The organism is Clostridium sp. CTA-19, from assembly GCF_054767855.1.
Map to the genome: position 1 here is coordinate 38,678 of NZ_BAAABH010000015.1, position 20,085 is coordinate 58,762.

15 protein-coding genes are annotated in these 20,085 nt (G+C 26.1%); 13 read left to right on the top strand and 2 right to left on the bottom strand.

All coding sequences use genetic code 11. The features are described from left to right. The first annotated feature begins 640 nt into the window (after positions 1–640). The 9 genes from ACYUE0_RS09820 to ACYUE0_RS09860 all read left to right on the top strand — a co-directional run bounded on the left by ACYUE0_RS09820 (position 641) and on the right by ACYUE0_RS09860 (position 11,564). Positions 641–1,735: a HEAT repeat domain-containing protein gene (locus ACYUE0_RS09820; protein ID WP_460270390.1), complete on the top strand. Its 1,095-nt coding sequence runs from the start codon at positions 641–643 to the stop codon at positions 1,733–1,735. A 414-nt stretch (positions 1,736–2,149) separates the two neighbouring features. Next, positions 2,150–3,127 carry a BadF/BadG/BcrA/BcrD ATPase family protein gene (locus ACYUE0_RS09825; RefSeq protein WP_460270392.1) on the top strand — a complete coding sequence of 326 codons (978 nt, stop codon included), beginning with the start codon at positions 2,150–2,152 and terminating at the stop codon, positions 3,125–3,127. 24 nt (positions 3,128–3,151) lie between these two features. After that, positions 3,152–4,330, top strand: a complete 1,179-nt coding sequence (locus ACYUE0_RS09830) for an SIS domain-containing protein (RefSeq protein WP_460270394.1) — start codon at positions 3,152–3,154, stop codon at positions 4,328–4,330. Between the two features lie 141 nt (positions 4,331–4,471). Then, a complete protein-coding gene (locus tag ACYUE0_RS09835) occupies positions 4,472–5,323 on the top strand; it encodes a class II fructose-bisphosphate aldolase (RefSeq protein ID WP_460270395.1) in 852 nt (283 codons plus the stop codon). Between the two features lie 5 nt (positions 5,324–5,328). After that, positions 5,329–6,255: a 1-phosphofructokinase gene (gene pfkB / locus ACYUE0_RS09840; RefSeq protein ID WP_460270396.1), complete on the top strand. Its 927-nt coding sequence runs from the start codon at positions 5,329–5,331 to the stop codon at positions 6,253–6,255. Positions 6,256–6,748: 493 nt separating this feature from the next. Continuing rightward, positions 6,749–7,843, top strand: coding sequence for an N-acetylglucosamine-6-phosphate deacetylase (gene nagA, locus ACYUE0_RS09845; RefSeq protein ID WP_460270397.1), 1,095 nt, complete (start codon positions 6,749–6,751; stop codon positions 7,841–7,843). A 49-nt stretch (positions 7,844–7,892) separates the two neighbouring features. Beyond that, on the top strand, positions 7,893–9,152 hold the full coding sequence (locus ACYUE0_RS09850; RefSeq protein WP_460270399.1) for a Gfo/Idh/MocA family protein: 1,260 nt from the start codon (positions 7,893–7,895) through the stop codon (positions 9,150–9,152). 234 nt (positions 9,153–9,386) lie between these two features. Beyond that, entirely contained in the window at positions 9,387–10,028 is a 642-nt protein-coding gene (locus ACYUE0_RS09855; protein ID WP_061995940.1) for an undecaprenyl diphosphate synthase family protein, read from the top strand. 36 nt (positions 10,029–10,064) lie between these two features. Then, on the top strand, positions 10,065–11,564 hold the full coding sequence (locus ACYUE0_RS09860) for a phytoene desaturase family protein (RefSeq protein ID WP_460270400.1): 1,500 nt from the start codon (positions 10,065–10,067) through the stop codon (positions 11,562–11,564). Positions 11,565–11,600: 36 nt separating this feature from the next. Here the strand turns inward: ACYUE0_RS09860 and ACYUE0_RS09865 are convergent, their stop codons facing one another. Then, positions 11,601–13,250, bottom strand: a complete 1,650-nt coding sequence (locus ACYUE0_RS09865; RefSeq protein WP_460270401.1) for a SulP family inorganic anion transporter — start codon at positions 13,248–13,250, stop codon at positions 11,601–11,603. A 377-nt stretch (positions 13,251–13,627) separates the two neighbouring features. On the opposite strand from ACYUE0_RS09865, the gene ACYUE0_RS09870 reads away from it, so the two are divergent. Further along, a complete protein-coding gene (locus ACYUE0_RS09870) occupies positions 13,628–14,587 on the top strand; it encodes a patatin-like phospholipase family protein (protein WP_460270402.1) in 960 nt (319 codons plus the stop codon). Positions 14,588–14,659: 72 nt separating this feature from the next. Here ACYUE0_RS09870 and ACYUE0_RS09875 read toward each other — a convergent pair whose 3' ends face one another. Further along, a complete protein-coding gene (locus ACYUE0_RS09875) occupies positions 14,660–16,264 on the bottom strand; it encodes an amidohydrolase (protein ID WP_460270403.1) in 1,605 nt (534 codons plus the stop codon). Positions 16,265–16,488: 224 nt separating this feature from the next. Here ACYUE0_RS09875 and ACYUE0_RS09880 point away from each other — a divergent pair, with 224 nt between their 5' ends. The 3 genes from ACYUE0_RS09880 (at position 16,489) to ACYUE0_RS09890 (ending at position 20,084) form a co-directional block, all read left to right on the top strand. Continuing rightward, positions 16,489–16,680 carry a hypothetical protein gene (locus ACYUE0_RS09880; protein ID WP_061995945.1) on the top strand — a complete coding sequence of 64 codons (192 nt, stop codon included), beginning with the start codon at positions 16,489–16,491 and terminating at the stop codon, positions 16,678–16,680. Positions 16,681–16,898: 218 nt separating this feature from the next. After that, entirely contained in the window at positions 16,899–18,539 is a 1,641-nt protein-coding gene (gene hcp, locus ACYUE0_RS09885; protein WP_460270404.1) for a hydroxylamine reductase, read from the top strand. A 252-nt stretch (positions 18,540–18,791) separates the two neighbouring features. Beyond that, positions 18,792–20,084, top strand: a complete 1,293-nt coding sequence (locus ACYUE0_RS09890; protein ID WP_460270405.1) for a hypothetical protein — start codon at positions 18,792–18,794, stop codon at positions 20,082–20,084. The last annotated feature ends 1 nt before the right edge of the window (position 20,085 follow it).

Genomic DNA, 20,085 nt, shown 5'->3' on the forward strand with positions numbered 1-20,085 from the left:
AATCATATGGTGTTGTAAGTTTTGAAAAGAATAATTTAGCAAGTAAACTTGCAACCCTATATATAGTAATTGTAATATATATTCAATTAAAAATATACAAATAAATTAAAGTTTTATTAATAAGGTTAATAAAACTTTAATTTATTTGTGCATTTTATAGAGTTTCAAGTTGATTCTTAAAATTGTTCATTTCAAAACTTGGATACCTAAAATAGTGAGACATGCTCAGAATTACTTAAATTCAACACCGTATTTTGTATGAAAATATTTTAAGGTTATTGAATAAATTCAAATTGGAAATTGTTCCTCTATATAGGATTCCAAGTTGACTTTCAAAATTATCCATTCCAGAACTTGGATACCTAAAATAGTGAGACATGCTCCGAATTACTCAAATTCAACACTGTATTTTGTATGAAAATATTTTAAGGTTATTGAATAAATTTAAATTGGAGCTTGTTTCACTATATCTCTAAAAAATATAAGATAAATATATAGGCTGAAATAATTTACAAAATTCACATGTTGTTTACAATATATTAACAAACATATAGTATACTAATGTAAATGATTACAAAATATTTACATTAGTTTGTAAAATAACCAAATTTATTTAATAGTTAGAAGGGAGTGCATTTTAATGGTAAATGACAATTATATGAAAGATTTAATTAACTCTAATGATTTTATTGTTAGATGTGCAGCATTAAGTTATTTTAATGAGAGTTACTCTAGGGATAGTGAGGTTATTGATAGGGTTATTGATGCCGTAAGAAAGTATGACGATTCTTTTGAAAGAAATTATTTAATGGCTAATTGTGAAAATTTAAATATTAACGAAACTCAAATTAATAAACTAATGAATTTAGATTATGGTGAAGATATATATTTTAAAAATAACATAGTGACATTAACAATTAAACAAGGAATTGATGTTATAGAAAGTTTTTATGATAAAATACAAGAAAAAAAATTTTTTATTAATAAGGATAATAGTTTGGAATTGTTTGAGCATTATAATAAATTAAAAACTTTAGATGAATGTTCAACTGAAAACTTATTAAAACAATTAAAAGATTTGGCAAAGAACAATGAAGAAAGAAAAGAAAATGATTTTGATTATGATAAAGGAATAAATATAGGTAAAATTTTAAGTGATAGAGAAGATTTAAATTTGGATTATATTATCAAGGAATTAAAAAATGAAAATAGCAAGTATTATGTAATTTATTTAGTTTATATATTAGGTGAATTAAGGGATAAAAGTTGTATAGATATTTTAATTTCAAAATTAAAAGAAAATGATGATTTAACTAACGAAGTTATAGGAGAAGCTTTAAGTAAAATTGGTGGAGATACAGTTATACAAGCTGTTTATAAAAAAATGTTAGAATGTAATAATACTTCAATTAGGCTATATGTTTCCATGGTATTTGAGAGTATTAAAACAGATTTTTCAGCAGAAACATGTTTTAAATTGCTTGAAAAAGAAAATACAAAAACCATGAGAGGAGTATTAGCATCAGCATTATGTAAAAGTTATGAAGTTAAATATATTGATTATATAGCTGATATTGTTAAAAATGAAAACTATAATAAAAGTATATTAAATTTAAAAAGAGAGTTATTAGCTACTGCAAAAATAAATAATGTTAAACTTAAAAATATGGATTGCTTACAGCGTCGAGTGGAATATAAATTAGATGATTTAAAAGATGTTAATTTAAGTTTATAATTAAAATTGTTATAATTTGGATGTTTCAAAATAAAATTAGATTTTATTTTGAAACATCCTTTTTTATTTTAATTTAAATTAAAACTGTGGAATCTTATAACATATATAAATAAAAAAATATAGGTATAATTTATATTTCTATAATATATATAAATATAGGGAAACAAGCTCCAATTTAGATTTATTCAACAACCTTAAAATATTTTCATACAAAATACAGTGTTGAATTTGAGTTATTCAGAGCATGTCTCAATGTTTTTGGTATCCAAGTTTTGGAACCCTATAATAAATCTAATAATTTGATATAAGTAAATAAAATTTTCTAAAAGGGCTAAGTAGGCATTAAAAAACATTTTAAGTGAATTTAGAAAGGAAAGTATAGATTGAAAATCTATTTTATTGGGAGATGAGGTTTTGTATTTTTTAGGTATAGATGGAGGGGGAAGTAAAACAAAAGCAGTATTATGCGATGAACATGGAAAAATGAAATATACGATGTATAAAGGAAGTTTAAATTATTATCAAATAGGAAAACATGGTATAAAAACAGTACTACATCAGTTGTTGGAAGAGATTCTATGTAATGTAAATGATATAAAGAGAGATGATATTGTTGTAGGTTTAGGAATACCAAGTTATAAGGAGGTATTCAATATAACGAAGATTATAGATCAAATAGTTAAAGATGAGTTTTATTGCGTTAAAAAATATATAGTTGAAAATGATGGAGTAATAAGTATTAATGGATCTCTTGCTGGAAAAGAGGGTATTCATATTGTAAGTGGAACTGGTTCTATCGGTATTTCCTTAAATGAAGATAGAGTAATAAATCGAGTTGGGGGGTGGGGACCAGTGTTTGGTGACGAAGGCTCAGCCTATTGGATAGGAAAGAAAACTTTAGAGACCTTTTCAAAGCAGTGTGATGGAAGGCATGAAAAGACCATGTTATATTATTTGATTAAAGAATATTTTAATATAAGTAATAATTTTGACATTATAGATTATTTTGGTAACAAATTAATAGATAAAAGAAAGGAAATAGCAAAAATATCTAAATTGTGTTGTGAAGCAGCAATTAGAGGGGATGTGTTCTGTAAAAACATATTTACTGAAGCCGCCTTAGAGTTAAGTATTATTATAAAGGCACTTATTAAAAGTCTGAAAATGGATAAAGAAATACTTTTGTCTTATTCAGGGGGAGTATTTAAATCAGAAAGTTTAATACTTACGCCATTAATGAATAATTTATGCTATGAAAATATTACTTTAGTAAAGCCGATACTATCTCCAGAATTAGGAGCTTGTTTAATGGCTTTTAAAAGTGTTAATAGTGATGGCAATAAGGTCAATGATTTTATTAATAATTTAATGTTATGTAAGCAAAATAAATAGATTGTATATATATAGGAGGAATATATGAAGAGAGCAGGAATTTCATTAGAAAAATTAAAACAAAGAAACTCTTATTATACACTAAAAGAAATATTTCAACAAAGTAAGGCGTGGATGCAAAGTTTATATGATATAGAAAATCAAGCATGTGAAATAAAAGAGTTTTTAAAGAAATTTAATAATAAAGAAACCAGAATAATTTTAACTGGTGCTGGTAGTTCTGCTTTTGCGGGACAAGTCATTGGGCCATATTTAAATAAAAGGTTGAAAAAATCTGTAGAATGTATAGCTACAACAGATATAGTATTAAATCCATTAGAATATTTGTATGAGGATACAGAAACTATAATGGTATCTTTTGCAAGGTCTGGGAATAGCCCTGAAAGTATTGCAGCAGTGGGCATTGCTGAAAAAGTAGTGAAAAATTTAAATCAACTAATTATAACTTGCAATGAAAATGGAAACTTATATAAAAGATTTGAAAATAGTGATGAGGATTTGATTGTATTAATGCCTCAACAATGTAATGATATAGGATTTGCAATGACTAGTAGCTTTACTACAATGCTTTTAACAGCAATTGGAATATTTGATATTAATAATATAGATAATATTGTGGATAGCATTAAATGTTGTATAAATTCAAATGAAAAGTTTATAGAAGATAATATAAATTATATAAAAAATATAGCAATGAAAGATTTTGAAAGAATAGTTTATATAGGAACAGGAGTTTTAAAAGGAATAGCCAGAGAGTCTGGACTTAAAATGCTAGAGCTCACTAATGGAAAGGTAAATTCTAGTTATGATACTGCATTAGGATTTAGACATGGTCCAAAGTCAGTTATAAATGATAAAACGGTAACTGTTTTTTATATTTCAAAAGATAAGTATAAAAGAAAATATGAAATTGATTTATTAAAAGAAATGCATAGTGAAAAGAAAGAAAATATTATAATTGCAGTGGGAGAAGAGTTAAATGAAATAGAAGGATTTTGTGACTATTTATTAAATTTTAATACTCTTATAGAAGATAATTATACTGATATTATACAACCACTACAATATATAATAGTTGGACAACTTTTAGCTTTTTATAAATCATGGAATTTAGGAATAACTGTTGATAATCCTTGTCCAAGTGGAGTGGTTAATAGAGTTGTAAAAGGAGTTAATATATATGAATTTGACTTTGAAAAGTGAGGTTATATAGGGAAATAAGTTCAAAATAAAATTTATTCAATTTTGGGCACCCAAGCTTTGGAATGAGTAATTTTAAAACTTAACTTGGAACCCCATATTTTGAAAAATAAAAAATTAAGTTGAAGGTTTATGAGGTGTTATATGGAATTTATTAATAGTAAGAAGTTGCTTTTAGATGCAAAAAAAAATGGTTATGCTATTCCAGCTTTTAATTTTTATAATATGGAAACACTGCAAAGTATAATAAAAGGATGTGAATTTTTAAAGTCACCAGTAATTTTAGCTATAAGCCCATCAACTATAGAATATTGTGGAAAGGATTATATACTGGGATTAGCCAATAGTGCTATGAAAAAAAGCACTATACCAATGGTATTTCATTTGGACCATCATGAAGGCATAGATGACTTAAAAGAAAGTATAGATTTAGGATTTAAATCTATTATGATAGATGGTTCTAAATTAAATCTAGAAAAAAATATAGCTGTAGTGAAGGAGATAACAGATTATGCACACTTAAAAGGTGTAACTGTTGAAGCAGAACTTGGAAGAGTAGTTATGACTAATGATTTAGAAAAACTAGAAGGAGAAGAATTTTTTACCAATGTAAAAGAATCTATAAAATTTGTTAGTGAAACCAATATAGATTCTTTAGCTATTTCTATTGGAACTGCTCATGGATTATATATAAAAGAGCCCAAATTGAATTTTCAACGATTAAAAGAAATAAAAAGTAATGTAGATATACCACTGGTACTTCATGGTGCATCAGGAATAAATGAAAAAGATATAAGAAAGTCTATATCTTTAGGAATAAATAAAATAAATATAGCAACTGAATTAAAAGTCCCTTTTACAAATGCTATAAAGAATTATTTATTTAAAAATCCTAATTGTATAGATTTAAGAAAATATGTTCCTTATGGCAAAGAAGCAATTTGTAATGTTGTAAAAGAAAAAATAATTCTTTGCAATAGTTATAATAGGATATAGAAGTTATGATAACTATTATAACAATGAATCCTTCAATTGATATTTCTTATTTTATTGATGATTTAGAAATTGGACAAGTTCATAGATGTTTAAAATATTACAAAACACCAGGGGGCAAAGGAATAAATGTTGCAAAGGTTTGTAATGAAATAGGTGAGAAGGTAAGCTGTATAGGTTTTTTAGGTGGAGTGAATGGTAATATAATAAATAATCAATTAAAACATAAAAAAATAAATACAAATTTTGTAAAAATTAATGATAATACAAGGCAATGTATTAATATTATCACTGCTAAGGGAATATCTACAGAAATATTAGAAAGTGGTCCAACTATAACAGTAAGCGATAGAGAAAAGTTTGAAAATGTATTAGAAGCTGAATTGATTAAAAGTGATATATTAGTAGCATCAGGAAGTTTACCTAAAGGGTTACCTGAAAATTATTATAGAAATATAGGAGAAAAATGTAAAGAATATAATGTAAAATTTATTTTAGATACAAGTGGAAAATTTCTTGAATATGGATTGAATAGCAAACCATTTTTCATAAAACCTAATAAGAAAGAATTAGAGCAATTACTTAAAATAAAAATAAATTCAATTGAAGAAGTAATTAATGGCGCTAATATTGTGAAAAGTATGGGAGTAAAAAATGTGGCGGTATCTTTAGGTGAAGAGGGAATGATTTTCGTAGGTGATTTAGGAAATTATTTAGTAAAAATACCTAAGATAAATATAACAAATACTGTTGGTTGTGGTGATGCTGTTGTTGCTGGATTAGCTGTAGGAATTGAAAATAAATATCCTATTGAAGATATCTTAAAATTAGCTAATAGTTGTGGAATAAGCAATGCTATGCATTTAGAAACAGGAAAGGTAGATTACAATATGGTAAATAAAATAAAAAAAGAAATAGATATAATAAGACTTTAGTTTTTCACTTATATAAAATTGTTTTAGCTTTAAATTGAAGATTCTCTAACTATAGAGATACAATCACAGGAATAAATATAAGTCTGAAAATTCCAAATTTATAGTGTTGAAAAGTAATAATGAAAAAATTTAAAATGCTAGTCTGTGAAAATTTCAAAGAAACTCTAAATAGATTTTTATCTGATTTTTATGACTACCCGGAGAAGCGACGTCCTTAAAGAAAAATATTTTATTGGAATAAAGTGGCTTAGCTTTATGCACATGGGGATGCAATCTATAACTTAAATTTATACATCAAATTTTTGTTATCAGTTGAAAAAAAATAAGTACAAATATAGTTAGTTAAGAACCACAACTGTTCACTATTCACTCTTAACTTTTAACTAAAATAATCTGTTAGTTATTAATAGAAATATTAATTTGAGTTTTCTCATTTGATAAATGGATAATTTTAAAAGTCAACTTGGAACCCTATAATACATGGAGGTGCGTTATGAGTAAAGTCATAAAAAAAGGTTATATATACACAATGTATGGATGTATAAGTAAATATGGTGAAAAAATCGAAATACCTAAAAATTGTATAGCTGTGCCAGGATTCATTGATATTCATACTCATGGTGGATTTAATAAAGATGCTATGGACGGTGATGTTGATGGGTTAAAATGTATTTCTAAAGAAAGTTTAAAAAGTGGCACTACATCTTTTTATCCTACAACATTAACAGAAAGTGAAGAAAACATAGAAAAATCCTTAAAGACAATAGATTATTATATGAAAAATTTTAATGATTATGGAGCTGAAATATTAGGAGTTCATTTAGAAGGGCCATTTTTAAATAAAAGTTTTAAAGGAGCTCATGATGAACACTTAATAGTTAATCCTAATATAGAGGATTTTAAAAAATTTGAGGAGGCATGCAAAAATATAAAAATAGTAACTTATGCTATAGAAAATGATATTGACTTTCTATTTACCAAATATCTTAAAAGTAAAAACATAGTTTCTTCAATAGGTCATAGTGATTCTAATTTTGAGAAAATTAGTGAAGCATTAAAAATAAGGGATTTTAATATAACTCACTTTTATAATGGATGTAGTAGTCATAGTCATAGAAATCCAGGGGTAGTTACAGCAGGTTTATATTTTGATAACATCATGATAGAGATGATATGTGATGGGATACATGTAAATAAAGATGTAGTAAAAACAACATTAAAATTAAAAGGTAGTGATAAAATTATATTGATAACAGATTCTATGAGAGCTAGAGGGCTTAAAGATGGAATATATAAATTAGGTGGATTAGATGTTATAAAAAAAGGTAATGAAGCAAGATTAAAATCAGGCAATTTAGCAGGAAGCACAATTTCAATGAATGATGCTTTTAAAAATATAATTAATTACACAAATTGTTCTTTAGAAGATGCTGTGGCGATGACAAGTACTAATGCATCAATAAGATTAGGTATAAATAATAGAAAGGGAACTTTAGATTTAGGAAAAGAAGCTGATATTTGTATATTAGATGAAAATTTAGATGTGATTAGAACATATAAAAAAGGAAAAGTTGTATTTTACAAATAAAGAAATATCATTTATGACATAATTTTGTTTTAACATTGGGGGAATTATAATGAAAAAGGTAAAAGTGGCATTGATAGGTGCCGGGGCAAGAGGTATGTATGCATATGCACCATATGCAAAAGAAAATGAAGAACTTTTAGAATTTGTAGCAGTAGCTGAGCCAAATCATATTAGAAGAAATCAATTTAAAGAAGAATATAAAATAAATGATGAAAATACTTTTTTACACTGGAAAGAATTATTTAAAAAAGAAAGATTGGCAGATGCAATAATAATAGCAAATAATGATGAATCCCATTATGAGCCAACTAAAATAGCTTTAGAAAAAGGTTATAATGTATTATTAGAAAAGCCTATGAGTAATAAGTTAGAAGACATTATAAAACTTGGAGAACTTGCCCAAAAATATAAAAATCAAATATTTATGATATGTCATGTATTAAGATATACACCATTTTTCAGCAAGCTAAAGGCAATTATAGATTCAAAAGAATTAGGTGATTTAGTAAATATACAACATAATGAAAATATAGGTTATTGGCATTTTGCACACAGTTTTACAAGAGGAAATTGGAGGAACAGTAATGAAACTAGTCCATTAATACTTGCAAAAAGTTGTCATGATATGGATATACTTTTATGGTTTTCTAATTCAAACTGTAGAAAAATAGCATCATTCGGTGAGTTATCTCATATGAATAATTCAAATTTAAAAGAAGGAATGGCTGATAGATGTATAGATTGTAAATATAAAGAAGAATGTCCATACTCTGCAGTGAAATTATATTTAGGGGAAAAACCTATATTTAAAACTGTAGTACATCCGGTACCAACAAAAGAAAATTTAAAAGAAGCTTTAAAAAGTGGACCTTATGGAAGATGTGTCTATAAGTGTGATAATAATGTTGTTGACCATATGGTAACTATATTAGAGTTTGAGAATAATATAACAGCAACTTTTAATCTAAGTGCATTTACACAGGATTGTAATAGAACTTTAAAGCTTATGTTTACTAATGGTGAAGTAAGAGCTCATGATGGTAAAAATGTAATAGAAGTTAAGAAATTTACAGAAAATCATTGGAAAACTATAATTCCTGAGGTTGTTGAAAGTGGTCATTTAGGCGGCGATACAAAAATAATGGAGGATTTTATAGCATTAGTAGGAGGTAAAGGTGGTCAAGCAAAAACCCCTGCTATAAAATCTGTAGAGAGCCATGTTATGGCCTTTGCAGCAGAAGAATCTAGGTTAACAGGGAAAGTTGTTAATATGAATGAATTTTGGAATAATAAAATAGAAGGTATATAATCAATATTTAATGTATAAGTTATTTTAATAACTTAAATATAAAAGTGGAGCTGTTGTAAATTTAACTGATATAGGTTAAATTTACAATAGCTCCATTTTTGTGTGAAAGCGAAGCGTATAGTATGAAGCTATTTATTTTAAAATGCGCAAAAAATAATACTTATTTAAAGATTATATTTTTTATATTTGGTAAGAATTAATATGAATAGACTTAATTTATAAGAGGTGAATTTTATGAGATTACCAAAACATATAGGTATAATCCCAGATGGAAACAGGAGATGGGCAGTATCAAATGGTCTTAACAAAGAGGATGGATATGAATCTGGTATAAACCCAGGATTAGCGCTTTTTAAGACTTGCGAGGAATTAGGAATAGAAGAAATTACTTATTATGGATTTACAACGGATAATACTAAAAGACCTGCAAATCAAAAAAAAGCTTTTATAGATGCATGCATAAGTGCTGTAAACATATTGTCAAAAGAAAATGCAGAACTTTTGGTAGTTGGTAATACTGAATCGCCTGTATTTCCAAAAGAACTGGTACCTTTTACTAAAAGAAAAGTTTTTGGAAAAGGTGGAGTAAAAGTAAACTTTTTGGTGAATTATGGATGGGAATGGGATTTAAATGAATTAAAAATAGCAGATATAAATAGAAAAAATATTAATAATAATATTAAATCAAAAGAAGTTTCAAGAATTGATCTTATAATACGTTGGGGTGGAAGACGAAGGCTTAGTGGTTTTTTACCAGTTCAATCTGTATATGCTGATTTTTATGTTATAGATAAATTTTGGCCAGAATTTGAAAAACAACACTTTTTAGATGCATTAAATTGGTATGATACACAAGATGTGACTTTAGGTGGTTAATTTATAAATAAATTCTATTAGTAAGAAGGTTTTTTTATGAGTGAAAAAGTAATAGTTATAGGTGGTGGAATTGGAGGATTAGCAACTGGTTTAAGGCTATTGAAAAATGGTTATGATGTCAAAATTATAGAAAAAGAATGCAGGGTGGGAGGAAAAGTTAATTTATTAAAAGAAAAGAATTTTAAATTTGACTTAACAGCTTCTATATTAATGATTATAGAACCTTATAAGGAGCTAATAGAATATATTGACAAGGATTTTAGTATGTTTTTTAATGTAAAAAGTATAAATCCTATATATAGGGTATTTTCATATGAAAATAAATATTATGATTTTAATAATGAGTTGTATAAACTTATGAATACATTAGAAGATTTTTCACAAAAGGATTCTTATGGATATATTAAATTTTTAGGGGATACATATAAACATTATATAGCTGCAAATAACTATTTTTTATGTGAAAGCCAAATAAATAAATTTAAAATTTTAAAACCTAAAAATATTAAAGTGATAGAAAGCTTGAAAACTAGTAAATGTTCATATCATTATATCAAGAAGTTTATAGATAATAATATACTTACAGAATTTTTAGCTTTTCAAAGTATGTATGTTGGAATATCTCCTTTTGATGGACCTAGTATTTATACATTAATTCCTATGATATCTCAGCTTCATGGATTATGGCATATTGAAGGGGGAATGTATAGGTATGTAGAAGTATTAGAAAAATTTATATTAGAGTTAGGTGGAGAAATAGAGTGTGGAAAAAATGTAAAAAAAATACATATAGAGGATAATAAGGCTGCTGGTGTAATAACAAACAAAGGATTAGAAAAGTGCGATATAGTAGTTTGTAATAGTGATTTTTCATATACAATAAAAAAACTTTTGAATGAAAATAATTCACAATTAAAAATTGGAAAATATACTATGAAAAAAATACAGTATACTTGTTCTACTTTTATAATGTATTTAGCATTAAATAAGAAATATGATATTTTAAAAGTTCATAACATATATTTAAATAAAAATTTTAAAGATAATACGCAAAAGATATTTATAGGTGAATTACCTATAGACCCATCCATTTACATTTATTGTCCTAGTAAAATAGATAATACAATAAATAAAAATGGAGAAGAAATATTAAATATTATAGTTAGAGTTCCGAATTTATGCGAAAATTCTGTAGAATGGAATGAAAATACTATAATACTTTTGAAAGAAAAAATATTATCTATTTTATTATCTATAGATGGTTTAGAAGATTTGAAGGAACATATAATATATGAAAATTATTTAACGCCAAAAGATTTAGAAAGTAAATTTAATTGTTTTAATGGCTGTGCTTTTGGGATTAGTCCTACATTAAGTCAGACAAATTGGTTTAGGCCACAGTGTAAAATAGAAAAATTAAAAAATTTATATTTTGTCGGTGATTCAATACACCCTGGAGCGGGGGTAGCAATGGTTTTAAAATCAAGCAAAATAGTTACTGATGAAATTTTAAAAGATTTTAAAAATTATAATTAAACAATAAAAAAGCTGCCTTATTAGACAGCTTTTTTGTTATGCAATAACTTTTTGTTTTATTAATATAGAATTAGCTAATTCTACAGCTTCATTTAAGGATACTGTAATATTATTTTTATCAAGTCTTTTTAATAAGCCCATATTAGTAATAACCTTCATAGGTTGTTGATGAACTTGAGATAAAATAAGTCTAATCTTATTCTCAGTACAAAACTCTTCTATAGATTCTAAAGCAGTATATGCTGTAATATCCATAAGTTTAGATTTATCCATGTTAAGTATTAATATTTTTTTAGAGCGATGTTTTCCTATTATATTGTTTATACTATCATGAAAAGTATCAGTAGCACCAAAAAATAATGGTCCATCTATATCATAAATCATTATGTGATCTTTTAAAGAATCATGTACACTTTCTTCTATTGGTAAATGATTTACTTTTGTATGTAGCGACATTTTTCTTATAAATAAACACATAGTTATAACCATTCCTACTTCTATAGCTATAACTAAATCAAAAACAACAGTTAAGATAAATGTGGTAAATAATATTAAAATATCACTTTTAGGTGCTTTCAGCATTGATTTAAAGCAACTCCAATCACCCATATTATAGGAAACAATCATAAGAATAGCAGCAAGAGTTGTTAATGGTATAAATTTAGCATAAGGCATAAATATTTTCATTATTAAAAATAAAGTAATTGCATGTATTATTCCAGAAATTGGAGTTCTTCCGCCGTTTTTAACATTTGCGGCAGTTCTTGCTATAGCTCCAGTAGCTGGAATTCCACCAAATAAACCTGAAAAAATATTTGCAACACCTTGTCCTATAAGTTCCATGTTTGAATCATGTTTATCATTAATCATTTTATCTGAAACAACAGCAGATAAAAGAGATTCTATTCCAGCAAGTATAGCAATTGTAAATGCTGGTTTTATAAGACTTAAAATTGTGTTTAAGTTAACATTTGGTATTGATGGACTTGGAAATTTAGAACTTATTTGACCAAATTGACTACCTATTGTTGCTACAGGCAAATCAAATATACATACTACTAATGTTGTAATAATAAGCGCGATTAATGAACCAGGAATGGTCTTATTTATTTTTGGCCATAAAAGGATTATAGCAATAGAAGCAATTCCTAGTAATAATGCTGTAAAATTTATAGTATTTATATTTGATATAAAGGAAATTACCTTAGGTATGAACTCAGAAGGTACTTTATCAATAGAAAGTCCTAGAAAGTCTTTGATTTGAGTAGTAAACAAAGTTACTGCAATACCAGCTGTAAACCCTACTGTTATAGGATATGGTATGAATTTAATAAGAGAACCTAACTTTAAAAGGCCTAATATTACAAGAATTATACCAGACATCAGTGTAGCAATTATTAATCCTTCAATGCCATATTGTTCAATAATTCCATAAACAATTACAACAAATGCTCCTGTAGGTCCACCAATTTGGACACTGCTACCCCCTAAGAAAGAAATAAAAAAACCTGCTATTATTGCGGTTATGAGACCCTTTTCAGGACTTACACCTGATGATATACCAAGGGCTATAGAAAGTGGTAATGCTATAATAGCTACTATTATTCCAGCTATCATATCTTTGAAAAATTGCTCTTTAGAAAAACTTTTTTTTCTAAAAAGATGTAAAAGTTTAGGTTGTGTCATTTAACTGCCTCCTTGTGGTTATTTAAATAAAAGGAATTAAATCCAATTAATTCAAACTGTAATACAAAAAATATATGATTTTAACAAACCATATATTATTATAGTCCTTTCAAAAAAATCTTCAAGAGAAATTTAATAAAATACTTAATTTAAAGCAAAAATTCAAGCTATTAACTTTAAAAATCAGCAATTAATATGAAAATAACTTAAAATTTTATAAAAATAAACTAAAATTTTAGTTTGAATTATTATTAATAATATGTCATTACACTACACAATATTAAATAAAGATAATATATTGGTAATAAGAGGTAATAAATTGTAATATTAATTTAATTTTATCTTATAAATTTATATGTAGGAGGTTATATTTTTTTATGAAAATAGGTATGGTTCTAGCTGGTGGTGGTGCTAAAGGTGCTTATCAAATAGGCGTTTGGAAGGCCTTGAGAGAACTGGAAATAGATAAATATATTAATATAATTTCAGGAACATCAATCGGCGCTTTAAACGCAGTTTTATTTATGCAAAATGACTTAGAATTAGCAGAAAATATGTGGAGAAATATAACCAAGGAAAAAATATTGCCGATAAATGATAAGGATTTAACTAAAAAGGGTATATTGTTAGCTTTAGGGTTGAAGAATATAGCATTTATAAAGAAACATATGCCTAAAGTTATAGTAGGTGGAAACATATCTAGAGATGGACTTATAGAAGTTATGGAAGAAATAAATTTTGATTTAATAAAAAGCAGTAATAAAAATTGTTATGTTGCATGTACAGAAGTTTCCACATTAATGCCTAAATATTTTTATATAAATAATAGAGAAAAAGAAGATATAAAAAAAATATTATTAGCAACATCTGCATTGCCTATGATATATGAATGTGAAGAAATAGAATATACTCAATATTTAGATGGAGGGATAGTTGATAACTTGCCTATTCAACCTGTGTACGGCGAAGGATGTGATTTGATAATTTTAGTCCATCTATCTAAGGAAAATATGGTGAATAAGAGTGCATTTCCTAATACTTCAATAATAAATATAGTTCCATCTGTTATTGAAGAAGGGGTTTTAGGTGGAACTCTAGATTTTACTGTAGAAGGGGCACAAAAGCGCATTAAACTTGGATATGAAGATACTATAAATATATTTAATCCAATAATGAACCTTACTAGATTTATAGAAGATAAAAGTATAGTAAGAAAAATAAATGTAGATAGTGATGTGTTAGAGAAAAATAATAATCCTAATAAGATTAATAAAATCATTGGAAATGTGAAAAATGTTTTAGGAATGTATGAAAAAAATAATAATTCAGATGTATAAGGATATTTTAAGACACATATTAAAGAAAGTAAAAATTAAAGGCGAAAAAAATTTCCCCTTTAATTTTTACTTCTATAAGTTATTATATCTAATAATACCATCTATCATAGTTAATAAAACTGAGGTGTCTTTAATGTATTCCTTATCAATTTTAAATATATTTTTACTTAATATAACCAAATCTGCTAATTTACCTTTTTCTAAAGAGCCTTTGATTTTATCGTCAAAAGAAGCATAAGAGCCATTTATGGTAAAAGATTTTACAGAGTCTAAAACAGATAAACATTCATTGTTAAACCAACCATTTTGGGGGAAATTACATAGATCTTTTCGATTTACAGCACAGTAAATCCCATGTAGAACATTAAAATGTTCTACAGGAGCGTCAGAACCACTTGAAATATTTATGCCAAGGTTGTTCATAGTGTTAAAAGCATAGGTGAATTTAGCATTATCATAGCCTATGCGATTTTCAACAATATGAATATCATAATTAAGAAAAATTGGTTGAATATATGCTAAAGTATTTAAATCAGCCATTTTCTTTAGTGACTTTTCCGTAGTCAATTGGCAATGAATAATTCCATGTCTAAGGGGATTATATTTTTCTGTAAACTTATCGTAGGAATCTAAAACCCAATCTATTGCTTTATCACCTATTGCATGTACTGCTATTTGAATTTTATTTTTATTAGCAAAGTTAACAAATTCATCTAATTCTTCTCTTGATAAATTTGAGATACCATAGTTATTTAAATCATCTTTGTAAGGATTATTTAAATAAGCAGTTCTTCCACCAAGAGCACCATCTAAAAGTAATTTTAATGGCCCTAGTTTAAAAAAATTATTTCCACTATGAAATTGTAAATCTTTATTATTAACTAGGGTTTTAAATTCATTTATATTAGAGAATAGACATTGCTCATAAACTCTTACAGGGAGTTTGTCTTCTGAAGCTAAGTCATGAAAAGCTTGTAAAACTAATTTGCAATCACGATTTGGAAGAGCACAAAAATCATCACTTTGAACAGAAGTTATACCGTTAATTATAAGTTCATCACAAGTGGATAAAATCATCTCTTTTAATTCATTTAATGTAGGATTTTCAACAAGTGTATTTAATATAGTTAAGCCATCTTCTTTAATAATACCAGTTTTGAAATCTAAATTATTTTGTAAAATATTTTTATTGAAATTGTTACATAATAAATTCAATGCTTCAGAGTTACAAACGGCTATATGACCACAGGCTCTTGTAAAAATTATAGGAATGTTTGTAGAGATTTTATCTAAAATTTCTTTAGTGGGTATTAACTTTTCAACTAAATTGTCTTGATTCCATCCTCGACCTAAAATTACTTTAGGTAAATTATACTTGTTTTTTGATATATAATTTTTGGAAGTCTTAATAATTTCATAAAAGGAATCACATTTATTTAAATTAATTATATGCTTAGCATAACCATAACCTAAAAGATGCATATGACTATCATTAAAGCCAGGAACCATCAGTTTTCCATTAAGGTCTATTATAGAATCATAATTAGCTTTAATATCTTTAATATCGCTGTTATAACCTAAAAAATCAATAGTATTTTCTCTTATGCCAATAACTTGAAAAAAATCATTATTTTTATTAGCAGAAAAAATTTCCCCATTAATAAATAAAGTATTCATAAACATTTCCCCCTAAAAATTTAATAAAATTTAAAGTGCAATAGTATATAGAGTTCCAAGTAGACTTTAAAATTTATTAATCCTAAACTTTTATATCTATATAATTAAAGTTTATTGTTAAAATTCATGTATATGTATATTATAGTTGTTTTTTATATAAAGTAAATTTTAATTGTGATATAATTTATAATACAATAATCTAAGTTAAAATGGAGGAATATATTATGGAAGTGATTATAAAATTAAAAGATAAAAAAGATCCTGTAATATATATAGGGGACAGAATAGATGTATTAGACTTTACTATGAATGGAACAAAATACAAACAAATAAGATGCTTTAAAAAAGGATTTAGTAAAAGTGAATTAATAGATGAAAAGTTAATAGTTAAAATTACAAATAAAGAAGAAAATTAGAGTTCATGTTATAGAACTCTTTTTTAGTATAAGGAATTTAGATTTTTATAATATATAGTCACATTTAATAAAATTTATAAAAGGCGTAACATATGATACCGACGTTTATCTTTATAGACTCTATAATAAAGCCATAAAGTAATTGCAAATTAAATAAACAATGAAAATAAATCTATAAAATATTTAGATAAATTAAAGAATTTAGGAGGCTAAAAGATATGGGTATGTTTTGTTATCAATGTCAAGAAACAGCAGGATGTAAAGGCTGTACAATAAAAGGAGTATGTGGAAAAAGTGAAAAACTTGCTAATATTCAGGATTTACTAGTATATGTTGTAAAAGGTGTTTCTGTAGTAAGTGAAATAGGAAGAGAACTAAATATTGAAAATGAACTTGTAGACAAATTTATAGTAGAATCATTATTTGCAACTATAACAAATGCAAATTGGGATGAAGATGTTTTTATAGAGAGAATAAAATACGGCATAGAATTAAGAGAAAATCTAAAAAAAGAAATAGAAAAAAATGGTGGTAAATTACAGGGGTTACCACAAGCAGCTTGTTGGAATTATGTATCAGAATATGAAATGTTAGCTAAAGCTAAAACTGTTGGAGTGTTATCTACGGAAAATGAAGATATAAGATCTTTAAGAGAAATGATAACATATGGTATTAAAGGATTGTGTGCTTATGTTAAACATGCTAGCCAATTGAACTATTACAATAAAGATATAGATGCATTTATTAGTAAAGCATTAGCTTCAACACTAAATGATAAATTAACTATAGATGAATTGATAGGATTAACTTTAGAAACAGGTAAATTTGGTGTAGAAGGAATGGCTTTATTAGATAAGGCTAATACTGAAAGTTATGGTAATCCTACAATTACCAAAGTAAATATAGGTGTTAGAAATAATCCGGGAATATTAATAAGTGGACATGATTTAAAAGATATTGAAGAATTATTAAAGCAAACTGAAGGCACAGGAGTGGATGTTTATACTCATAGTGAAATGTTGCCGGCACATTATTACCCACAACTTAAAAAAAATTCTCATTTAATAGGTAATTATGGAAATGCATGGTGGAAACAGACAGAAGAATTTGAAAAATTTAATGGACCAATATTAATGACAACAAATTGTTTAGTTCCACCAAAAGAATCATATAAAGATAGAGTGTATACTACAGGTATAGTAGGGCATACAGATTTAAAACATATAAATGAAAATAATGATGGGGTTAAGGACTTCTCACAAATTATAGAGCATGCTAAAAAGTGTAATAGTCCAACAGAAATTGAAACAGGAGAAATTATTGGTGGATTTGCACACAATCAAGTATTTCAACTTTCAGATAAAATTGTTGAAGCTGTTAAAAGTGGATCAATTAAAAAATTCTTTGTAATGGCAGGATGTGATGGAAGAGCAAAATCAAGAAATTACTATACTGAATTTGCAGAAAAATTGCCGAAGGATACTGTTATATTAACAGCAGGATGTGCAAAATATAAATATAATAAACTTAATCTTGGTGATATAAATGGAATTCCAAGAGTACTAGATGCAGGTCAATGTAATGATTCGTACTCACTTGCATTAATAGCTTTAAAATTAAAAGAAGTATTTGAACTAAATGATATAAATGATTTACCTATATGTTATAACATTGCATGGTATGAACAAAAGGCAGTAATAGTATTACTTGCATTATTACATTTAGGTGTTAAAAATATACATTTAGGACCAACATTGCCAGCATTTTTATCACAAAATGTAGCTAATGTTTTAATAGAAACATTTAATATTGGTGGAATAACAAGTGCTGAAGATGATTTAAGTATGTTTTTAAACTAAGTGTTTATAATTAAACAATCTGGAATCTTATAAGAATAAAAAACATTGAAAGATAAAAAATCTTTCAATGTTTTTTATTCTTATTTAAAGGTGAATTATTATATGAAATTTACTGAATTAATAGAAAAACTGTAAAATAAGTACCTTAAACAAGGTTGTATCATAATATAAATTATAAAATTAAAAATAATATAGTTAAAACTTTATACAACAGTTTGTATTCATGGTGCAAATTGGCTTAGGAGGGATACTATGACTGCAGAAATAGCTATTATGAATAAAAAGGCAATAGCATTAGCAGCAGATAGTGCAGTAACTATTGGAGATAGAAATAAATTTTATAATACTGCAAATAAGCTTTTTAGGTTATCCAAATATGAGCCATTAGGTATAATGATTTATAATAATGCAGAATTTATGGGAATACCTTGGGAGATTATAATAAAAGATTATAAAATAAAATTAGGAGAGATAAAAAAGGACTATCTTATAGAATACGGTGAAGATTTCATAAGAAAGTTAAAAAATAATATATATGAATTTGAAAAATATGAGAAAAAATATTATTTGCAAATGGTAATACCGCTTATAAAAGAAATAAATTCAAAAATAGAAAAAAATTATTTTGAAAAAGTTGAAGGTTTAGAAAGACCATTAGAAGAAAGTGAATTAAAAAGCATTTCCCATAAGGTTATAGATTTTTATTATGAAAAAATAGATAAAGCAAAAGTATTGGACGAGGCACCGGAGGATTTATGTGTTTTAATAGGAAATTCATATAATGACCTTTGTAAAAAATATATAGATGAATACTTAGGAAAAGAGTGTATGGATGAAACGCATCTCCAAAAAGTAATAGATATGTGTAATATGATGTTTGAAAAAGATATATTTTTAAGTAATTATACAGGAGTAGTAATATCAGGATTTGGAGATAAAGACATTTTCCCAGTATTAGTATGCTATAAAATTTCAGGTTATATAAAAGGGTTTTTAAAATATAAAGTGGATATGTATGAAAAGGTTGATTTACAAATGGATCAATGCATAATTCCTTTTGCACAAGTAGATATAGTAAATACGTTTTTAAGGGGAATAAGTTTAGATTATATAAATATAATTGAAAAATCATTTAATTATAATATTTTAAATTTAATAGATGAAATAGATGAAAATAAAGTTTCTAAAGATGAAAAAGATGAACTGAAAAAAGAAATGAATTGTAGATTTGAAAAAGTTATTAAAAATGTAATAGAGTATTCTCAACAAGAATATTTAGTGCCTGTACTCAGAGCTATAAGATATTTACCAATTGAGGAATTATCATCTATGGCAGAGTCTTTAGTAAACTTAACATCGTTTAAGCGTCAAGTAGCATTAGATGAAAAAGCATTAACAGTTGGTGGACCAGTAGATGTAGCAGTGATATCAAAATCAGATGGATTTATTTGGATTAAGAAAAAACAATATTTTAAGCCAGAATATAATCATCATTTTTTTGAAAATTATTATAGAGAAATAACTAAATGCTGTAAGGAGGAATAAT

Coding starts and splice junctions, on each gene's coding strand:
- ACYUE0_RS09820 (WP_460270390.1), top strand. CDS start 641: ATGGTAAATGACAATTATATGAAAGATTTAATTAACTCTAATGATTTT.
- ACYUE0_RS09830 (WP_460270394.1), top strand. CDS start 3,152: ATGAAGAGAGCAGGAATTTCATTAGAAAAATTAAAACAAAGAAACTCT.
- ACYUE0_RS09835 (WP_460270395.1), top strand. CDS start 4,472: ATGGAATTTATTAATAGTAAGAAGTTGCTTTTAGATGCAAAAAAAAAT.
- pfkB (WP_460270396.1), top strand. CDS start 5,329: ATGATAACTATTATAACAATGAATCCTTCAATTGATATTTCTTATTTT.
- nagA (WP_460270397.1), top strand. CDS start 6,749: ATGAGTAAAGTCATAAAAAAAGGTTATATATACACAATGTATGGATGT.
- ACYUE0_RS09850 (WP_460270399.1), top strand. CDS start 7,893: ATGAAAAAGGTAAAAGTGGCATTGATAGGTGCCGGGGCAAGAGGTATG.
- ACYUE0_RS09855 (WP_061995940.1), top strand. CDS start 9,387: ATGAGATTACCAAAACATATAGGTATAATCCCAGATGGAAACAGGAGA.
- ACYUE0_RS09860 (WP_460270400.1), top strand. CDS start 10,065: ATGAGTGAAAAAGTAATAGTTATAGGTGGTGGAATTGGAGGATTAGCA.
- ACYUE0_RS09865 (WP_460270401.1), bottom strand. CDS start 13,250: ATGACACAACCTAAACTTTTACATCTTTTTAGAAAAAAAAGTTTTTCT.
- ACYUE0_RS09870 (WP_460270402.1), top strand. CDS start 13,628: ATGAAAATAGGTATGGTTCTAGCTGGTGGTGGTGCTAAAGGTGCTTAT.
- ACYUE0_RS09875 (WP_460270403.1), bottom strand. CDS start 16,264: ATGAATACTTTATTTATTAATGGGGAAATTTTTTCTGCTAATAAAAAT.
- ACYUE0_RS09880 (WP_061995945.1), top strand. CDS start 16,489: ATGGAAGTGATTATAAAATTAAAAGATAAAAAAGATCCTGTAATATAT.
- hcp (WP_460270404.1), top strand. CDS start 16,899: ATGGGTATGTTTTGTTATCAATGTCAAGAAACAGCAGGATGTAAAGGC.
- ACYUE0_RS09890 (WP_460270405.1), top strand. CDS start 18,792: ATGACTGCAGAAATAGCTATTATGAATAAAAAGGCAATAGCATTAGCA.